The sequence below is a fragment of the Aeromonas sp. FDAARGOS 1410 genome (assembly GCF_019048745.1).
Taxonomy (GTDB): domain Bacteria; phylum Pseudomonadota; class Gammaproteobacteria; order Enterobacterales; family Aeromonadaceae; genus Aeromonas; species Aeromonas jandaei.
On sequence record NZ_CP077401.1, the window covers coordinates 1,974,937 to 1,990,793 of the forward strand.

Sequence of the window (15,857 nt, forward strand, 5' to 3'; positions counted from 1 at the left end):
AATAGAACAAATATCAGCAATTGCTAATTTACTTCTATGAGCCAATTCGACGAGATGAACAGACACGCGACAGCCGCCGCCTCCCTGCTCAAGGCGTTGGCTCACCCTGAACGCCTGATGGTGCTCTGCCAGCTGGTGGAGGGGGAGAAGGGGGTCGGAGAGTTGCTGGCCCACAGCCAGCTGGGGCAGTCGGCCTTCTCCCAGCAACTTTCGGTATTGAAGCGCTACGGCCTTATTCGTTCGCGCAAGGTTTCCCAGCAGATCTACTACTCGTTGGTGAGCGAGGCGGCCGCCGATGTGCTGGGGGCGCTGCAAACCCATTTTTGTCACTCAGAAAATAAGGAATCTTGATGATGGAAAGCCAATGGCTGCTCTCTTTGGGCGGTGGCATGCTGGCAGGGCTGTCGGCCCTGATCCTGATGTTGTTCAACGGCCGGGTTGCCGGGATCAGCGGCATTCTGGCCGGTGCGCTGCAACGCAAAACGCCCTGGCGCCTGTTCTTCTTGCTGGGACTGGGGGCGGGCGCCTGGTTGGCGCTGACTCTGGGTTGGGCCACCATGCCTGCATTCACCACCTTGCCCGGTTGGCCGGTAGTGTTGCTGGCCGGTCTGCTGGTTGGCATCGGTACCCGTGTCGGCAATGGCTGCACCAGTGGCCACGGCATCTGCGGCATGGGGCGACTCTCCCTGCGCTCCATCGTCGCTACCCTGACCTTTATGGCGGCAGGCTTTATCACCGTCTTCGTCACTCATCATCTGCTGTAAGGGGCTGATCGCCATGAAATTGCTGACAAGTTTGTTTGCGGGCCTGCTGTTTGGACTGGGGATGGCCATCTCCGGCATGGTGGATCCCGCCCGGGTTACCGGTTTTCTCGATCTGGCTGGCGCCTGGGATCCCAGCCTCGCCTTTGTGATGGGAGGCGCCCTGCTGGTCTTTATGCCGGGTTACTTTCTGCTGGTGAAACCTCGTCGTCAGAGTGTGTTAGGCGAGCCCATCGCGGCCGTACCTGCCCTCCAGCTGAATCGCAATCTGGTCGGCGGTGCTGCGCTGTTCGGTATCGGCTGGGGATTGGTGGGTATCTGCCCTGGGCCTGCCTTGAGTCTCATTTCCAGTGGCCAGCCCATGATACTGTTGTTTATTGCGGCCATGGTGGCCGGGATTTTGCTTGTTGATCGGGTTTTGGTGAAGGTGCGGGAGAAGCGCTGCCACACCCGCTCTGTTTGAATGGATTGCCCCTGGTGTCGGGGAAGGAGAAATATCATGGAACAGATCCGCTTGCTGGGGGCTGCCATGCTGGCTGTGACCTCCGCTCTTGTCTCTCCGATGACATGGTCTGCCGAGGCGAATGGTGATGCCACCCTGACTCTGGTTCCCCGTCAGGTGACCGACTGGCTGACGCTGGATGGCACCGTCAGTGCCATCAATCAGGGGACGGTGGCGGCCCAGACCAGTGGTCGGGTCTCCCGCATGCTGGTGGATGTGAACGATCAGGTGCAGGCGGGACAACCGCTGCTGGAGATCAGCGGCAAGGAGCAGTTTGCCGCCGTCACGGGGGCGCAGGCACGGCTGGCGCGGGCGCAGGCCCAGCAAGTGGAAGCCGAGCGCCAGCTCGCCCGCTTTCAGGCGCTGATCGCCAAAGGGGTGATCACCCGCGCCCAGCTCGACAATGCCCAGGCGACTGATCGCGCCGCTCGCGCAGAGGTCAATGCGGCCGATGCGGCCCTCACTCAGGCCCGCGAGGCTTATGGTTATACCCGCATTCTGGCTCCCTACGCCGGAGTGGTGACCAAACGGCTGGTGGAGTTGGGGGAGACTGTCGCCCCAGGTACCCCGTTGCTCTCCGGCTTTTCCCTTGATGAGCTGCGGGTGGATGTAGACCTGCCCCAATCTGTGATCGCACTCGCCAGTCAGCCAGCGGATGTGCTGGTGCTGCTGCCGGATGGCAAGTCTGTTACCCCAGTCAAATTGACCCGCTTCAACTATGCAGACAGCCAGAGCCATGCCTTCAGGTTGCGCCTCGACTTGCCGCCGCAAACCGCCGGGGTATTGCCCGGCATGTGGCTCAAGGTGCAGCTCAAGCAGGGTGAGCGTCAGGTGTTGCAGGTGCCGGATCGCGCCCTGCTGCGGCAAGGGGAGTTCAACGGCGTCTATCTGCAGCAGCCCTCTGGCTGGGCCCTGATGCCGGTGCGGGTCGGGCATTGCTTTGAAGGGCAGTGCGAGATCCTGGCCGGGCTGCAAGCCGGTGACAAGCTGGCTCCCGATGGCTGGGCGCAGCAGCAGGAGGTGGCCCATGAGTAGCGAGCTGAACGGCAACAAGGAGAGGCTGGGGCCTGCCGGTCGGCTGGCTGCGCTGTTTCAGGGCTCGGCCATCACGCCGCTGCTGGCGCTGTTGGGGCTGTTGCTCGGCCTGTTTGCGGTGCTGGTGACCCCCAAGGAGGAGGAGCCGCAGATCGATGTCACCTTCGCCGATGTCTACATTCCCTTCCCGGGAGCCACTCCGGCTGAAGTGGCCTCTCTCGTCACCACCCCTGCCGAGCAGGTGGTTTCCCAGATAAAGGGGATCGATACCCTCTACTCTTTTTCCCAACCCGATGGCGCCCTGCTGGTGGTGGTATTCAAGGTGGGGGTGAGCCGCGAACAGGCCATCGTCGATCTCAACAACCAGCTCGACTCCAACCGCGACTGGTTGCCACAGGGGATCGGAGTCGGTCAGCCACTGGTGAAACCGAGGGGGATCGATGATGTCCCCATCGTCAGTTTGACCTTATGGAGCAAAGAGTGGAGCAAAGAGGGGAGCAAGCAACTGGGGGCTCCCGAACTGACCCGGGTCGCCCATGAGCTGGAGACCGAACTCAAGCGCATTCCCGGTACCCGCGATATTTACACGCTGGGCAGCCAGAGCGCCGTGTTGCGGGTGATGCCGGATCCGGCGGCCCTCAGCGCCCATAGCATCAGCTGGGGCGAGCTGAATCAGCGCCTTGCGGCCGCCAATCAGGTGGGCCCGACACAGGCCATCGAGCAAGATAACCGGGAGATCAAGGTGCAGGTGGGGCAGTTCCTGCAAAGCGAGCAGGAGGCCCGGGAACTGGTGGTTGGGCTGCAGGGGGACAAGCCGGTCTACCTCGGCGATGTGGCGAGCGTGTCGCTCGGGGAGGAGACCCCGGTGCAGCGCAGTTGGATGGGGCAGGGGGATCGCAGTTATCCGGCGGTGACCCTAGCCATCGGCAAGCAGCCGGGCCAGAACGCGGTTGATGTGGCCAAGCGGGTGGAGGCGCGGGTCGAGAGTCTCAAAAATCGGCTGATCCCTGCCGGGGTCGAGGTGACGGTGACCCGGGACTACGGCGTCACCGCCGAGACCAAATCCAACACCCTGATCGGCAAGCTGATTTTTGCCACCACGGCGGTGGTGCTGCTGGTGCTGGTGAGCATGGGCTGGCGCGAGGCGCTGGTGGTAGGCGTTGCCATCGTCATCACCCTGGCACTGACCCTGTTCGCCTCTTGGGCATGGGGCTTTACCCTCAACCGGGTATCGCTGTTTGCGCTGATCTTCTCCATCGGCATTCTGGTGGATGACGCCATCGTGGTGGTGGAGAACATCCACCGCCATCGCGGTTTGGGCAGGGGGTCGCTCAAGGATCTGATTCCGGGGGCGGTGGACGAGGTGGGCGGGCCGACCATACTGGCGACCCTGACCGTGATCGCGGCCCTGCTGCCGATGGCCTTTGTCAGCGGCCTGATGGGCCCCTACATGAGCCCCATCCCCATCAATGCCAGCATGGGGATGCTTATCTCCCTGCTGGTGGCCTTTATCTTCTCCCCCTGGCTGGCGAGCCATTTGCTCAAGGATTCGGTGCACGGTACCGACGGCGAGGCCAAGGCCGGCCTCTTCCAGCGGTTGATGACCCCTTTCCTGATTGGCGCTGGCGCCAGGAGAGCGAGACACAAACTCTGGCTGGTCATCCTGCTGCTGGTGGCGGGCGCCGCCGCCATGCCCATGGTGCAGTGGGTCGTGCTCAAGATGCTCCCCTTCGACAACAAGTCGGAATTCCAGCTGGTACTCGACATGCCGGAGGGGGCGACTCTGGAGCAGACCGAGCGCACTCTGCTGGCGGTCGGGCGGGAGCTCGCCAGGGTGCCCGAGGTGAAGGATTACCAGATCTACGCCGGTACCGCGGCCCCCATCAACTTCAACGGGCTGGTGCGCCACTACTTTATCCGCAGCGGTGCCAACGTGGGGGATATTCAGGTCAATCTGGTGGACAAGCATGATCGCTATCGCAGCAGTCACCAGATCGCACAATCGGTGCGGGCACCGCTGCAGGCCATCGCCAGCGCGGTGGGGGGCAATCTCAAGGTGGTAGAGGTGCCGCCCGGCCCGCCGGTCTGGTCACCCATCGTTGCCGAAATTTATGGCCCGACTCAGGCCGCCCGTGAGGCAGCCGCTCGCGCCGTACAGGCCCGCTTTGTAGCCACCGCGGATCTGGTGGATGTGGATATCTATCTGACCGACCCGCAGCCCAAGTGGCGGCTGGTGGTGGATCGCAGCAAGGCGGCCCTGCTCGGGGTCGATCTCGGGGATCTGGTGAACACCCTCAATGGCGGGGTGGGTTATCAGGATGCCAGCTGGCTGCAGGGGCACGGCGCCAAGTATCCGGTGCCGATCCGCATCGAACTGGCTCCCGGTGACAAACGGGATCTGGCGGGTGTGCTGGCCCTCAAGGTGCGCAACCAGAGCGGCCAGCTGGTGCGGGTCTCCGAGCTGGTGAGCCGCCGCGATGAGGTGGCCCCCAGCTATATCATGCACAAGAATATGCAGCCCATGGTGATGGTGGTGGCCGACATGGGCGGTCACACCGACAGCCCGCTCTACGGCATGTTTGCCGCCGGTGCCGACATCAACCTGCCCCAATATTACGTGCAGCAGCCCGACAAACTGGGAGCGGTGGCGCTGTTGTGGGACGGGGAGTGGAAGATCACCTACGAGACCTTCCGCGATATGGGCATCGCCTACGGGGTGGGGATGATCCTCATCTACCTGCTGGTGGTGGCCCAGTTTCGCTCCTATCTGGTGCCGCTCATCATCATGGCCCCCATTCCGCTCACCCTCATCGGGGTGATGCCGGGCCACGCCCTGCTGGGGGCCCAGTTTACCGCCACCTCGATGATCGGGATGATTGCGCTGGCCGGGATCATCGTACGCAACAGCATCCTGCTGGTGGACTTTATCGAACAGCAGCGCAGCGCCGGAGTGGCGTTCGAGCAGGCAGTGATTGCGGCGGCGCAGGTGCGGGCCAAACCCATCATGCTGACGGCGTTGGCGGCGATGATCGGAGCCCTGTTTATCCTCGATGATCCCATCTTCAACGGGTTGGCCATCAGCCTGATTTTCGGGATCCTGGTCTCCACCCTGCTCACCCTGGTGGTGATCCCGCTGCTCTACTACAGCCTGATGTCGCGCCGTGGGGTCGCGATCACGGCAAACGAGCCGGGCGCACAATGACAGAAGGGCCACCTCGGTGGCCCTTCTCGTTTCACACGTTCAGGTGGCCGGGGCGCTGAGTCAGCGTCCCTTCAGCAGCGGGAAGTAGCGCCGGTCAGCCTGACTCATGTGGCCGACAACCAGCTCCTGAATGATGAAGTTGAGCAGCTCGTCGTTGCCGAGGGTGCCTGCGCGGGCGGCGTTCATCAGCTGGGCCGCTTTTTGCAGCAGTTGCTGATGGTCCTGACGGTGGGTCTCGAGCTCGGCGTAATCGAGCTCGGCCAGCAGGCTCTCCTCGAAGGTGAAGTGGTGGTGCGCCATCTCGAACAGGTTCTCCAGACTCTCCAGATAGAGGGCGGGATGGGCCTCGTGATCCTTCATCCGCTCCAGCAGCCGGTTGGTGAGCACAAAGAGCTGGCGATGTTCGGCATCGATACGGGGATGGCCGCACTCGTGGCTGCCTTGCCACACCAGCGAGCCCTGCGCGGGGTCGAGCCCGGCGGTATAGAGACAGACCCGGCCACGGCCGCGGTTTTTCGCCTGATACATCGCCTGATCCGCGTGGTGCATCAGGGTTTTGGCATCCTCGCCGTGCTCCGGATAGAGAGCGATCCCGATACTGCTGGAGATGCGCAGCTCCTGCTCGTCGCTCATCCTGAAGGGGTGGCGCAGGCTGTGATGGAGGTGGTCGGCGATGGTCAGAGCCTCGTCGCTGGTGTCAGGCAGCAGGATAACAAATTCGTCGCCGCCAAGGCGTGCCACCAGATCATGTTCCCGCACGCAATAGCGCATCCGCTTGGCCACCATATTGAGCAGCACATCGCCGGTCTCGTGGCCGAAGGTGTCGTTGATCGGCTTGAAGTGATCGAGATCAATGAACATCAAAGCCAAAGGCTGGTCGGCGTTGTGCTCCAGCGCCTCTTTCAGGCGTTGTTGGAGCAGGCGGCGGTTGGGCAGACCGGTCAGGGGATCGTAGAAGGCGAGGCGGCGCATCATCTCCTCGCGGGCCGCCCGCTCGGTGATGTCGCGGGTTACCCCCAGAATTGCCTCTGGTTCCCCCTGCTCGTTGCCATGCAGGGTGGTGATGGTCTCGGTGGCGACCAGATGGCCATCCTTGTGGCGCAGATCGGTGCGAATGACGCTGCGGGTCTGCTCATGTTCACCGCGATACCAGGCGGCGAGGGTGGCGGTGATCTCCTCCTTGAGTTTTATGCGTGCGGCATCGGGCAGCAGCTTCTTGAACGGCAGAGCGAACAGCTCGCTTGCGTTGTAACCGCTCAGCGGCTGGATGGCCGGGCTGATGTAGCGAAAGCGCAGGCTGGCGGTATCCATGGTCCAGATCACGTCGGCGCTGTTCTCCGCCACGAAGCGGTAGTGCTGCTCGCTCTGGGCCAGCTCGCGGGTGAGGCGCTGGCGGTCGCGCGACTCCTGACGCAGACGCAGGTAGAGGTGGAGGAAGATGCCGAGCAGGATCAACAGGGTAAAGGTGATCAGCATGGCGATGGCCACGCTCTTGTCGAGCAGCTGCCGCTGCTGGCGCAGCCGCTCCTGGGCCGGATTGTAGAGAAAGCGATCGAGGCTGATGTCGGAGGCGAGCAGGCCCGCCTCCCGATAGATATTGGCGATCTGCTGCCAGCGCTCCGGCTGCATGTATCCCGGCTCGACAAAGTCGGGCTGCATCAGCGAGCGGGTCTCGCGCGCTTCAAAGGTGAGTTGCTCCCGTCCGGCCCCGCTAGGGTAGTGCTCCATGATCCAGTCGATCATCTCCTCCGGATTATCCATGGCATAGCGCCAGCCGCGCAGGCTCGCTTGACGAAAGGCAAAGACCCGGCCGGGGCGGGTCGCCAGCTCCCGCTCGGAGGTAAAGAGGTTGTCGGCGTAAAAGTCGTTGTTGGCGCTGCGGGGACTGAAGACCCGATAGGGGATCTCCTTTCGCTGCAGGTAGAAGGGCTCCGTGGTGCTGTAGGCACTGATGGCATCCACCTTGCCTGAGAGCAGCGCTTCGACGCCGTTGTCGTAGGGGAGGATCTGCCACGTCCGGGCGGGAATATGTTTGCTGAGATAGGTGAGCAGCTCGCCGGAGCCGGGTTCCAGCATCAGCTGCTTGCCGGCGAGATCGGCGGCATTGCGGATATCGGGTCGATCGAGCGTCAACAGCAGCAAGGGAGAGTGCTGCAACATGGCTGCCAGCACCACCACCGGCTTGCCGGCGGCGCGGGCCAGCAGCAAGTCGCTGCCGCTGATGCCAAACTGCGCCTGGCCACTGGTCACTGCTTTGACCACATCGGTGCGGGGCGTGGCTTCGCGCAGGGTGACGTTGAGCCCGGCTTCCCGGTAGTAGCCCTTGGCGATGGCGGCGTAGTAACCGGCAAACTGGAACTGATGCTGCCAGGAGAGCTGGAGTGTGACTTGCTCTTCGGCCTTCAGCGGCACGCTTGCAAGCGCAGAGAACATCCAGCTGGCCAGCATGGGCAGGAACCAGAGCGTACAGCGTGGGGAGGGTTCGAGCTCCGTCATACAGGGTGTCTCTCGGGAGGCGGTATCAGAGCTAGAGTCAAACAATTTTTTGTAACCTGCAATAGGGGAAAAAGGCTAGCGGAGCAGGGCAGTAGCGGTATAAGAATTTGTTTTTGTGTTTTTCATCACACTAATTGCCTGCGAAGTCTGTTTTCACAACTTGCCTGCCCCATCACGGAGTCATATGGCTTGCGAAAATGGCTGCATTTTAGCCATTATCATGCCGTTTTTTCCTCCGAATCTTCGTTTAAATTGCCGCTTTTTGTCGGGAAAGCGTCAGCCTGTGTCGTCATATCACGCGATACTTCTGCGATGTTTTCCACATGAGGGAAATATGTATTCCGGTTGTTTGTTGATGGTTAAATCAGCCTCGTCGCCCGGTTGGCGAGCTCTGGTGTTATGATGTTCCCCCCTGTTCCGGATAAGGCTGTTTCATGTCCCGCTTGCGTCTGCTTGTCTCCGATTCTCATGACCCCCTCTTCAACCTCGCCGTCGAGGAGTGCATCTTCCGCCAGATGGGTCCCCGTCAGCGGGTGCTGTTCCTTTGGCGCAACGCCAATACCGTGGTGATTGGTCGTGCCCAGAACCCGTGGAAGGAGTGCAACACCCGCCGGATGGAAGAGGACGGGGTGACGCTGGCTCGCCGCAGCAGCGGTGGTGGCGCCGTGTTTCACGACCTTGGCAACAGCTGCTTCACCTTCATGGCGGGCAAGCCGGAGTATGACAAGAGCGTCTCCACCGCCATCGTGCTGGACGGGCTCAAGCGACTGGGGATTGAGGCCTTTGCCTCCGGTCGCAACGACTTGCTGGTGGCGACTCCGGACGGGGAGCGCAAGGTATCGGGTTCGGCTTACAGGGAGACCCTGGATCGCGGGTTTCACCACGGCACCCTGCTGCTGGACGCCGATCTCGGTCGGCTCGCCAACTACCTCAACCCCGACCCCAAGAAGCTGGCGGCCAAGGGGATCAGCTCGGTGCGCGGTCGGGTGGCCAATCTGTGCGAACTGCTGCCGGGGATTGACCACCATCAGGTGAGCGACGCGCTGGCTGCCGCCTTTTTTGAACACTATGGCGAGCGGGTGCAGCCCGAGCACATCTCCCCGGAGCAGATGCCCGATCTGCCCGGTTTTGCCGAGACCTTCGCTCGCCAGCGCAGCTGGGAGTGGAACTTTGGCCACGCGCCCGCCTTCACCCATCTGCTGGAAGAGCGCTTTGGCTGGGGCGGGGTGGAGCTGCACTTTGACGTGGAGAAGGGGAGCATAGTGCGGGCGCAGATTTTCAGCGACACCCTGGATCCGGCACCCTTCGATCGGCTGGCCCAACTGCTGGTGAGTTGTCCCTATCGCCCTGATGCGGTCGCCAGCTGTTTGCAAGGGTGGCAAGGGGAGTTCCCGGCCAGTCGCGAGGCGTTGAGCGAGTTTGCCGACTGGCTGCTGGCGGCGCTGCGCTGAAGGCACAACTGCTGAAGTGATCGGGATCACGAAATATAAAGAGGCGCATAAAAAGCGCCTTTTTTCTGCCCCTTGCCATGGCTAAAACATAACAAAAAGTATGGCAGACCATTAGTTATTGTCTCTGTTGATGCGCCAGACCCGGGAGTATAAGGGCCGCACATTTGCTGTACTAATGGTATAAAAATGAGTGACTTAGTTTACCTTCAAGACCAAGGCGTCAACGCCGTCTCCCCCCTGTTTGCCAACCGGTTTGCCAGCGTTAAAGCCAATTTTTTCTCACGTAATCCCGATCTCTGGCCAGTTTTTCGCGAGCCCGGATTCGCCGCCCTCAATGAATTTCGGGCCCGTGGCCTGGCTCCCGATGCCCGTTTGAATGCCTGGCCAGATGGCCGCGCCCGCCTGGCCGATCTCTGCGAGACCATGCCGGTGCCCGCAACCATGCGCACCCCGGGCGAGCCGATGGCCGAGCTGTTGTTTGCCGCCGCGCTGTCGAAGGATTGGGAGAACCCCTCCAGCGTCGAGAACGTCATCACCATGTCAGCGGATCCCGCTATCTATGGCGCCCAGATGGGTATTCTTGCCAACCCCAATCTGGTCTACTCCGAATATGCCGGAGTGGCCGAGGAGCTGGAGAAGAAGGTGGTGCGCCAGATTGCGCTGCTGGCGGGTTACGACCCGGCTCGCGCCACCGGCATCTTCACCCAGGGGGGGACCTTCTGTAACCTCTACGGCTATCTGCTCGGCATTCGCAAAAGCTTGCCGGAAGCCAAGCACAAGGGGCTTGGCCACTATCAGGATTACCGCATCATCAACTCCCAGGGCGGTCACTACTCCAACATCACCAACCTCTCCCTGCTCGGGGTCGATATCGAGAACAAGACCATCCGCATTCAGGTCGGCGAGAACAACGACATCGATCTCGACCACCTCGAACGCACCCTGACCGCCTGTTTTGCCCTGAAACACGTGGTGCCCGCCATCATGCTCACCATGGGTACCACCGACACCTTCGGGGTGGATCAGGTGAAACCCGTGTTCGAGCTGCGCAATCGCCTCTGTGAGCAGTTCGAAGTGGCGGTCAAACCGCACATTCACGTCGATGCCGCCATCGGCTGGTCGATGATCTTCTTCCTCGATTACGACTTTGCCGCCAACCCGCTTGGCATCAATGCCGCGACCCTGGCCGGGATCGAGCGCAACGTGGTGCGCTTTGCCGAGCTCAAATATGCCGACTCCTTCACTGTCGACTTCCAGAAGTGGGGTTATGTGCCCTACACCTCCAGTCTGGTGATGATCAAGGAGCAGGATGACCTCAAGGCGATGGAGAATGACCCGGAGAACTTCTCCTACTTCGAGCGGGACATTCAGGGCCAGACCCACCTGCAATCCACCATCGAGTGCTCCCGTGGCGCGAGCGGCCTGTTCGGTGCCTATGCGGCGCTCAACTACATGGGAGTGGAGGGGTATCGCATCGTGCTGGCCCACTGCCTGCAAAATGCCAACTACTTCCGCTATCGCCTGAGTCAGCTTGGCAACGTCAAGCTGGTGGCGCAGGAGAATCAGGGGCCGAGCGTCGGCTTCAAGATCTACAACCCCGAGTGGGTGAGCGATCCGGAGGCCGAGTTCGCCTTCGAGCTGGCCCGCTCCAGCGATCCTGCCTACAAGGCGCGGCTGCAGCGCAATACCGACTATCACCGCAGCCTGTTCAAGGGGCGCGGCAAGGTGGGTCTCTATACCAACTGGGTGGAGGCGGTGGCCCACTCCGACTATGACGCCCGCGGCAAGTACTCTTACATCGCCGGGGAGAAGGCTGTCTTTATGAACCCCGCCTGCACCCGCGAGCAGATCGACGCCTTTATCGACCATATCTGCGGTTAACGGCCGTTCGATCACGAACTGACCGCCTTGAGTCGATACCAGACAGGCCGGTATCAAAAGGGCAAGCCGATCGGCTTGCCCTTGTTGTTGATGAGTGGTCGGGATGGCTTGTTCAGAGGCGCAGCAGCTGCTCGTTCTCGACAATCTCGCACCCGGCGGGTTGCCGGGAGAGGGTAATCATGGCGTGGGCCACCTGACTGGCCTCGATGGCGCGCCAGCGGGCGAGCTTGCCAACCAGCAGCGGCCGAAACAGCGGGTAGATGGTCTGAAAGATCTGCTCCGAGCGGCGCGGCGGTTGCCTATCCCCCAGCAACATGGCTGGCCGCACGATGGCGAGCCGCGGCCAGGATTGGGCCAGCAGGGCCTGTTCCATCTCCCCCTTGGTACGTGGATAGAGGGCCGGTGAGCGGGCACTGGCCCCCATGCTCGAGACCACGACGAGCCGTTGACAGCCGTGGCGGCGGGCCAGTTCGGCAAAGGTGATCACATAGTCGAGATCGACCCGGCGAAACGCCTCGGCTGAACCGGCCTCCTTGCGGGTGGTGCCGAGGGCGCAGAAGGCGATATCCACCGGTCGGGGCAGGGAGACGCTGGCCAGATCATCAAAATCGACCGGCAGCCAGTGGTGCGCCTCCTTGCCCGGCTTGCGGCAGAGCAGGGTCAGCTCGTGTTCGGCGGGCAACTGTTTGATCAGCTCGCGGCCAATCAGGCCGCTGGCTCCGGCAATCAGGATCCGGCTCATGATTCTCTTCCTGTGTCGCTCCGGTAGGAAGTGTCAGCATCGGGCAAACGGCAGCTCTCTGCAATCTGCACTTGTTTGCCGGGGGATAAAACAAAACCGGCGCGAGGCCGGTTTTGCGAGATATCAGAGCGGGGTGTGGAATGCCGCTGGCAGCGGGAAGTCACCCGTTACCGTGGTGAGCCTGTCGTTGGCGAAGGTGACGGTGAGCTCTTTGCGCTCCTTGTCGCCGTGGCCTGGCTGGAATTCATAGAGGTAGTACCAGGTGTTGGGGTCAAAGCCGTCACGCAGCATGGGGGTCCCCAGTACATAGCTGACCTGCTCGCGGGTCATCCCCTGGCGCAGTTTGTCGACCTGTTTTTGTTCCACATAGTTGCCTTGGGGAATATCGATACGATAGACCAGGCTGCAACCGGAGAGGGTGAGGGCGGTCAGGGCCGCGGCAATCAGGTGTTTCATCCGCATAACGAGTTCAGATCATCCATACAGTCTTTTTTGGCTCGGCAAATCATACCGACTCCCTCCACGGAAGTAAAAAGCCATTGATCCATCAGCCAATAAAAAGGGCCGCACTGCGACCCTTTCTGGCAATCCGGTAGCCGTTACATGGCGGCGCGGAAGATGGCGACGATCTCTTCGTGGCTCGCCTGTTTCGGGTTGGTGAAGCCGCAGGCATCTTTCAGGGCGTTGCTGGCCAGGGTATCGAAGTCGTCGGCCTTGACGCCGAGCTGCTCCAGACCGGCCGGGATCTTCACATCCAGCGCCAGCTGCTTGATGGCGGCAATGGCCGCGGCAGCGCCCTGCTCGTCGCTCATGGCGCTCACGTCAACACCCATGTAGCGGGCGACATCCTTCAGACGAGCCGCGCTCACCTGGGCGTTGAACGCCTGAACGTGGGGCAGCAGTACGGCGTTGCAGACGCCATGGGGCAGGTCATAGAAGCCGCCCAGCTGGTGGGCCATGGCGTGCACGTAGCCCAGGCTTGCGTTGTTGAAGGCCATACCGGCCAGGAACTGGGCATAGGCCATCTGCTCGCGGGCATGCAGGTCGTCACCGTGGTTGACGGCGGTGCGCAGGTGCTTGGCAATCAGCTCGATGGCCATCACGGCGCTGGCATCGGTCACCGGGGTGGCGATGGTGGAGACATAGGCCTCGATGGCATGGGTCAGGGCATCCATGCCGGTGGCGGCGGTCAGACCGGCCGGCTTGGCCAGCATCAGCTCGGGGTCGTTGACTGACATCAGCGGGGTAACGTGCTTGTCGATGATGGCCATTTTCACGTGGCGCGCTTCGTCGGTGATGATGCAGAAGCGGGTCATCTCGGAGGCGGTACCGGCAGTGGTATTGATGGCGATAAGCGGCAGTTGCGGCTTGGCGGAGCGATCCACCCCTTCGTAATCCTTGATGTTGCCACCGTTGGCGGCAACCAGCGCGATGCCCTTGGCGCAGTCGTGGGGCGAGCCGCCACCCAGCGAGATGACGCAGTCGCAGCCGTTGGCCTTGATCATTGCCAGACCCGCTTCGACGTTGCTGGTGGTGGGGTTGGGTTTGGTCTCATCGAAAACTGCGCTTTCAATGCCATGTTCAGCCAGCAGGGTGGTGAGCTTGGCGACCACGCCGATCTGGTTGAGAATTTTGTCGGTGACGATCAGCGCCTTGCGGTAGCCGTAACCCTTGATATCGGCGGCAGCCTCTTGCAGGCAGCCGGCACCCATCAGGTTGATTGCAGGAATATAGAACTTGAATGTAGCCATGATGGACTCCCTATAGTTAGCCATTAAGTGGTAATTGGTTGCCACGTTACCATCTTGATGGGGATACAAAAGCATCTGTTTTGCAACTTTACGGGGGCGATCACGGGACATTAATTAAGCGTTGAACCGGGCTTGACTTTCCCTGTTACATCCCGATTTCATGAAAAACGTTTTTCAATTAATTCATCAGGTTAGAAAACGTTTTGCCTGCTCTTTGATGTTGTCAATGCGTGGAAGTGTGAGGCGCTTCAAGGAATTGGAAAGCGCTTTCGACCATAGTTGGCGCCTCCCCGAAGAGGGGGGTAAAGGCTTGAAAGTATCATAAAGAATCATCTTAATTTGCGTCCTGACCATGCTGGCAGGGGGCAACCAGGAGTCCAATATGTCTGATGTATTTCACTTGGGTTTGAAGAAAGCGGATCTGCAAGGCGCCACCCTGGCGATCGTCCCCGGTGACCCCGAGCGTGTAAAGCGTATCGCAGAGCTGTTGGATAACCCGGTACACCTGGCCAGCCATCGTGAATTCACTACCTGGCGCGGTGAGATGGACGGCAAGGCCGTGATCATCTGCTCTACCGGTATCGGTGGCCCGTCCACCTCCATCGCAGTAGAAGAGCTGGCCCAGCTGGGTATCCGCACCTTCCTGCGCATCGGCACCACCGGCGCCATCCAGCCGCACCTGAACGTGGGTGACGTAATCGTGACCACCGGCTCCGTGCGCCTCGACGGTGCCAGCCTGCACTTTGCACCGATGGAGTTCCCGGCGGTTGCCGACTTCGACTGCACCACCGCGCTGGTCAACACCGCCAAAGAGATGGGCTCCAAGCTGCACATCGGTGTGACAGCCTCCTCCGACACCTTCTACCCGGGGCAGGAGCGTTACGACACCGTATCCGGCCGCGTAGTGAGCCGTTTCCAGGGTTCCATGAAAGAGTGGCAAGCCATGGGCGTGCTGAACTATGAGATGGAGTCTGCAACCCTGCTGACCATGTGCTCCAGCCAGGGCCTGCGTGCCGGTATGGTGGCTGGCGTTATCGTCAACCGTACCCAGCAAGAGATCCCGAACGCCGAGACCATGGCGAAGACCGAATCTGATGCCATCAAGATCGTACTGGGCGCTGCCCGCAAGCTGATCTGATAGCACCACAAAGAGTGGGGGGTGGGGGCCGTTGCGAAAGCGCGGCCCCTATCTTTATCCGCCGTTTACCGCTTTTCCTCTCCCGTCACGTCTTTCACTGATCCCGTCGCACTCGCGCTGATTGCCTCTAAAACGCAGGCGCACAGCGGATCTGCATCGGCTCGCCGCTCACCGGATGAGCAAAATCCAGCTCGCTGGCATGCAGCATCAGCCGCGGTGCCTGTTCGCAGCCGGGTGGCAGCAGGCCACCATAGAGATCGCAGCCGAGGATGGGGTGGCCTAGCAGCTGGCTGTGGATGCGCAGCTGATGGGTGCGGCCGGTCTCCGGCACCAGCCGCACCCGGGTCAAAGGCACGGTCTGTCCCTGCATCAGCGGTTCCAGCCGCTCAATCACCTGATAGCGGGAGCGGGCGGGTTTGCCGCTGGCGGCGCAGATCTTCATCAGCGGAAAAATGGCCGGATCCTTGGCGATGGGGGCGTCGATAACCCCTTCGTCGTCCGCTAGATGACCGCACAGCAGGGCGCTGTAGGCCTTGCTCACCGCCCGCAGGCTGAACTGCTGGCAGAGCAGGGCATTGATGGCCCTGTTTCTGGCCACCACCATGATGCCTGAGGTGCCGAAGTCGAGGCGATGCACCAGGGTACAACCGGGGTAATCCTGCACCAGTCGATAATGCACCGAGTCGAGGTTTTGCGGATTCATGCCCGAGAGGCTCAGCAGGCCGCTCGGCTTGTTGATGAGCAGCAGGTGTTCATCCTCGAACAGGATCTCGATGGCTGCATTGCAGGGCGGGGCGATAAAGGTGTCGACGATAACGGACATAAGGTGCACGGGCAGAAAACGGGGGGCCATCATACCCAAGTGGCGGGTAAGGCGCGAATCGGCGTAGCGGATACG

At 61.4% G+C, this 15,857-nt stretch carries 13 protein-coding genes; 8 read left to right on the forward strand and 5 right to left on the reverse strand.

Going from position 1 to position 15,857, the window contains the following annotated elements:
* The first annotated feature begins 36 nt into the window (after window positions 1-36).
* The 5 genes from I6L40_RS09400 to I6L40_RS09420 are packed head-to-tail and all read left to right on the forward strand — an operon-like array spanning window position 37 to window position 5,500.
* Window positions 37-351: a helix-turn-helix transcriptional regulator gene (locus tag I6L40_RS09400; protein WP_005338008.1), complete on the forward strand. Its 315-nt coding sequence runs from the start codon at window positions 37-39 to the stop codon at window positions 349-351.
* Window positions 351-764, forward strand: coding sequence for a YeeE/YedE family protein (locus I6L40_RS09405; protein ID WP_216995337.1), 414 nt, complete (start codon window positions 351-353; stop codon window positions 762-764). The genes I6L40_RS09400 and I6L40_RS09405 overlap by 1 nt, the downstream gene beginning before the upstream one ends.
* 13 nt (window positions 765-777) lie before the next feature.
* Complete coding sequence (locus I6L40_RS09410; protein ID WP_216995338.1) at window positions 778-1,224, forward strand: YeeE/YedE family protein; 447 nt, start codon at window positions 778-780, stop codon at window positions 1,222-1,224.
* 36 nt (window positions 1,225-1,260) lie between these two features.
* On the forward strand, window positions 1,261-2,298 hold the full coding sequence (locus tag I6L40_RS09415; protein ID WP_216995339.1) for an efflux RND transporter periplasmic adaptor subunit: 1,038 nt from the start codon (window positions 1,261-1,263) through the stop codon (window positions 2,296-2,298).
* Complete coding sequence (locus I6L40_RS09420) at window positions 2,291-5,500, forward strand: efflux RND transporter permease subunit (RefSeq protein ID WP_216995340.1); 3,210 nt, start codon at window positions 2,291-2,293, stop codon at window positions 5,498-5,500. The genes I6L40_RS09415 and I6L40_RS09420 overlap by 8 nt, the downstream gene beginning before the upstream one ends.
* 60 nt (window positions 5,501-5,560) lie before the next feature.
* On the opposite strand, the gene I6L40_RS09425 is transcribed toward I6L40_RS09420, so the two are convergent.
* Entirely contained in the window at window positions 5,561-7,996 is a 2,436-nt protein-coding gene (locus I6L40_RS09425) for a diguanylate cyclase (protein ID WP_071911823.1), read from the reverse strand.
* Window positions 7,997-8,430: 434 nt separating this feature from the next.
* Here I6L40_RS09425 and I6L40_RS09430 point away from each other — a divergent pair, with 434 nt between their 5' ends.
* Both I6L40_RS09430 and I6L40_RS09435 read left to right on the forward strand, forming a co-directional pair.
* On the forward strand, window positions 8,431-9,447 hold the full coding sequence (locus tag I6L40_RS09430) for a lipoate--protein ligase A (protein ID WP_216995341.1): 1,017 nt from the start codon (window positions 8,431-8,433) through the stop codon (window positions 9,445-9,447).
* A 186-nt stretch (window positions 9,448-9,633) separates the two neighbouring features.
* Window positions 9,634-11,328, forward strand: coding sequence for a pyridoxal-dependent decarboxylase (locus I6L40_RS09435; protein WP_216995342.1), 1,695 nt, complete (start codon window positions 9,634-9,636; stop codon window positions 11,326-11,328).
* A 112-nt stretch (window positions 11,329-11,440) separates the two neighbouring features.
* On the opposite strand, the gene I6L40_RS09440 is transcribed toward I6L40_RS09435, so the two are convergent.
* From I6L40_RS09440 to yiaY, 3 genes are all read right to left on the reverse strand, one after another.
* Window positions 11,441-12,070, reverse strand: coding sequence for an NAD(P)H-binding protein (locus tag I6L40_RS09440; protein WP_216995343.1), 630 nt, complete (start codon window positions 12,068-12,070; stop codon window positions 11,441-11,443).
* Between the two features lie 123 nt (window positions 12,071-12,193).
* Entirely contained in the window at window positions 12,194-12,532 is a 339-nt protein-coding gene (gene bamE / locus I6L40_RS09445; protein ID WP_033113504.1) for an outer membrane protein assembly factor BamE, read from the reverse strand.
* A 137-nt stretch (window positions 12,533-12,669) separates the two neighbouring features.
* Window positions 12,670-13,821: an L-threonine dehydrogenase gene (gene yiaY / locus I6L40_RS09450; protein WP_071911816.1), complete on the reverse strand. Its 1,152-nt coding sequence runs from the start codon at window positions 13,819-13,821 to the stop codon at window positions 12,670-12,672.
* 382 nt (window positions 13,822-14,203) lie between these two features.
* Here yiaY and udp point away from each other — a divergent pair, with 382 nt between their 5' ends.
* Window positions 14,204-14,959, forward strand: a complete 756-nt coding sequence (gene udp, locus I6L40_RS09455; RefSeq protein ID WP_005337975.1) for a uridine phosphorylase — start codon at window positions 14,204-14,206, stop codon at window positions 14,957-14,959.
* Between the two features lie 127 nt (window positions 14,960-15,086).
* Here udp and I6L40_RS09460 read toward each other — a convergent pair whose 3' ends face one another.
* Window positions 15,087-15,782 carry an RluA family pseudouridine synthase gene (locus I6L40_RS09460; RefSeq protein ID WP_216995419.1) on the reverse strand — a complete coding sequence of 232 codons (696 nt, stop codon included), beginning with the start codon at window positions 15,780-15,782 and terminating at the stop codon, window positions 15,087-15,089.
* Window positions 15,783-15,857 lie beyond the last annotated feature (75 nt).

Coding starts and splice junctions, on each gene's coding strand:
- I6L40_RS09400 (WP_005338008.1), top strand. CDS start 37: ATGAGCCAATTCGACGAGATGAACAGACACGCGACAGCCGCCGCCTCC.
- I6L40_RS09405 (WP_216995337.1), top strand. CDS start 351: ATGATGGAAAGCCAATGGCTGCTCTCTTTGGGCGGTGGCATGCTGGCA.
- I6L40_RS09410 (WP_216995338.1), top strand. CDS start 778: ATGAAATTGCTGACAAGTTTGTTTGCGGGCCTGCTGTTTGGACTGGGG.
- I6L40_RS09415 (WP_216995339.1), top strand. CDS start 1,261: ATGGAACAGATCCGCTTGCTGGGGGCTGCCATGCTGGCTGTGACCTCC.
- I6L40_RS09420 (WP_216995340.1), top strand. CDS start 2,291: ATGAGTAGCGAGCTGAACGGCAACAAGGAGAGGCTGGGGCCTGCCGGT.
- I6L40_RS09425 (WP_071911823.1), bottom strand. CDS start 7,996: ATGACGGAGCTCGAACCCTCCCCACGCTGTACGCTCTGGTTCCTGCCC.
- I6L40_RS09430 (WP_216995341.1), top strand. CDS start 8,431: ATGTCCCGCTTGCGTCTGCTTGTCTCCGATTCTCATGACCCCCTCTTC.
- I6L40_RS09435 (WP_216995342.1), top strand. CDS start 9,634: ATGAGTGACTTAGTTTACCTTCAAGACCAAGGCGTCAACGCCGTCTCC.
- I6L40_RS09440 (WP_216995343.1), bottom strand. CDS start 12,070: ATGAGCCGGATCCTGATTGCCGGAGCCAGCGGCCTGATTGGCCGCGAG.
- bamE (WP_033113504.1), bottom strand. CDS start 12,532: ATGCGGATGAAACACCTGATTGCCGCGGCCCTGACCGCCCTCACCCTC.
- yiaY (WP_071911816.1), bottom strand. CDS start 13,821: ATGGCTACATTCAAGTTCTATATTCCTGCAATCAACCTGATGGGTGCC.
- udp (WP_005337975.1), top strand. CDS start 14,204: ATGTCTGATGTATTTCACTTGGGTTTGAAGAAAGCGGATCTGCAAGGC.
- I6L40_RS09460 (WP_216995419.1), bottom strand. CDS start 15,782: ATGTCCGTTATCGTCGACACCTTTATCGCCCCGCCCTGCAATGCAGCC.